This window comes from Luteibacter sp. P4_D7_3 (assembly GCF_056401735.1).
This window is the reverse complement of the sequence record NZ_JBFUIT010000463.1, coordinates 1-2,297: the sequence shown is the minus strand read 5'-3', so window position 1 is coordinate 2,297 and position 2,297 is coordinate 1. Positions and strand designations below refer to the sequence as shown.

The following is a 2,297-nucleotide window of genomic DNA, read 5'->3' as shown; positions in this document are numbered from 1 at the left end:
GCTGATCAGCGCATGAAACAGGCCGGTACCCACCGTCACCCACGCGAGCGTCTCGAGGGGAAAGATCACCTTCTTGACGTAGTTCGCGTTCGAGGTAATGAGCACCGGGGCACGGTTGAGGCACTCCGAGAAGAAGTTGCTCACGATCAGTCCGATGAAGAGGACGATCGAGAAGTGTGCGTCACCCGTGGCCGCAGCCGCCCAACGCGACTTGAAGATGTAGCCGAAGACGAACGAATAGATCGCCAGCATCAGCAGCGGATTGAGGAATGCCCAGAACAGTCCGCCCATGGATCCGCGATAGCGGCCCGTGATATCACGCCTGCACAGCTCGAAGACGAGCCGTGCGTGGTGGGCTAGCGATAGATAAGGCCCCAACGGGTGTAGCGGTACCCGCGTCACACCGGAGGGCACGCGAACTGCACTCATGCCAGGACGGACTCGAGCTCATCCCTGAGATCGGCTATATCTTCGACGCCCACCGACAACCGGATAAGACCGTCGGAGATGCCCAGCTTCTTTCGCGTCGCCGCCGGAATGGAGGCGTGGGTCATGATGCCTGGGTGCTCGATCAGGCTTTCGACGCCACCCAGTGACTCGGCGAGAGCGAACAGCTCGCAACGCTCGAGCACCTTGCGGGCCTTCGTCTTGCCGCCATGTACTTCAACCGAAATGATGCCGCCAAACCCGTCCATCTGACGACGCGCCAGGGCGTGCTGCGGGTGGCTTCGCAGGCCCGGATAGATCACCTTGGCGATCGCGGGATGGCTTTCGAGCCAACGGGCGAGTTCAAGCGCACTCTCGCAGTGCTGCCGCATGCGCAGGTGCAAGGTCTTCAGGCCACGCATGGCAAGGAACGAATCGAAGGGGCCGGCCACGGCGCCAATCGAGTTCTGCAGGAAGCCCATGCGCTCCGCAAGCTCGTCGTCCGCCGCGACCACGATGCCGCCCACAATGTCGGAGTGGCCGTTAAGGTATTTGGTCGCCGAATGAAGAACCAGGTCGGCACCGTATTCGATCGGGCGCTGGATCATCGGCGAACAGAACGTGTTGTCGACGACAAGCAGGAGACCGTGCTTTTTCGCAAAAACCGAGAGCTTGGCAAGGTCGACCAGATGCAGCATCGGATTCGTGGGCGTCTCGGCCCAGATCATGCGGGTATTCGGCTTCAGGGCCGCACGCAGGGCCGCGGTGTCATTGAGGTCGACAAAATCGAACTCGAGTCCCGCCGAACGGGTGCGCACACGCTCGAACAAACGATAGGTGCCGCCATAGAGATCGTTCATGGCGATCACGTGGCTGCCCGTGTCGAGCAGTTCCAGCACTGTGGCCGCGGCGGCTAGCCCGGAGGCGAACGCAAAGCCCGCCACGCCGCCTTCCAGCGAAGCCACGCAAGCCTCGTAGGCCATGCGCGTCGGATTCTGGGTGCGCGAGTACTCGAAGCCCTTGTGCTTGCCCGGACTGCTCTGCACGTAGGTTGATGTCGCGTAGATGGGCGTCATGATCGCGCCCGTCGAGGGATCGGGCGACTGTCCGGCATGGATAGCCCGGGTGCCGAGGCCGTGGACGCGAGGGACGGATTTACGAGAAGTCTTTATTTTCACAAGGAATTTTTCCCAAGGTTCATTTGCCGTTCAATCGCCAGCCCTCGCGAACGGCGCTACATATTACACTTGGTATTGGGCATACCGCCGCCTGAACGCGGTAGCTATCGGGCGAGCGCTGACGCGGAGCGAGAGCGCGTCATCCTGTGCAACATGGACGACAACGAGGTTCTATGAAAACACTGTTGGTAACCGGCGGCGCTGGCTTCATTGGCGCCAACTTCGTCCTCCAGGCGGTAGCTGATGGCCTGCGTGTGGTCAACCTGGACAAGCTTACCTACGCCGGCAATCTTGGCACACTGGAATCCCTCGAAAACAACGAAAAGCACCTTTTCGTTCAGGGAGATATCGGCGACCGGGCGCTGGTGAGCCGGTTGCTGACCGAGCACCGCCCCGATGCCATCRTGAACTTCGCTGCCGAGTCGCACGTGGACCGATCCATCGACGGACCCGCTGAGTTCGTCCAGACGAACGTGGTCGGTACGCTTGGCCTGCTTGAAGAAGCCCGCGACTTTTGGCGCGGCCTGGACGGGGCCGGGAAAGACGATTTTCGTTTTCTTCACGTGTCGACCGACGAGGTGTATGGCTCCCTGGGGGCCGAAGGCAAGTTCACCGAAAACACACCTTATTCGCCCAATTCGCCTTACTCGGCGAGCAAGGCGGCGTCCGATCACCTGGTCCGCGCCTTCCACC

The 2,297-nt window shown here is 61.1% G+C and carries 3 protein-coding genes; 1 reads left to right on the top strand and 2 read right to left on the bottom strand.

The window, feature by feature from the left end; translation table 11 throughout:
* Positions 1-429 (bottom strand): ABC transporter permease (locus tag AC1DSN_RS21560; protein ID WP_477332787.1); only part of this gene is annotated, 429 nt, incomplete at its 3' end.
* A complete protein-coding gene (locus AC1DSN_RS21555; protein ID WP_477332789.1) occupies positions 426-1,598 on the bottom strand; it encodes a trans-sulfuration enzyme family protein in 1,173 nt (390 codons plus the stop codon). The genes AC1DSN_RS21555 and AC1DSN_RS21560, both read right to left, overlap by 4 nt.
* A gap of 179 nt (positions 1,599-1,777) precedes the next feature.
* Between AC1DSN_RS21555 and AC1DSN_RS21550 the strand changes: the two genes are divergently transcribed.
* Positions 1,778-2,297, top strand: a 520-nt coding sequence (locus AC1DSN_RS21550) for a dTDP-glucose 4,6-dehydratase (RefSeq protein WP_477332785.1), incomplete at its 3' end; no start/stop codon positions are given.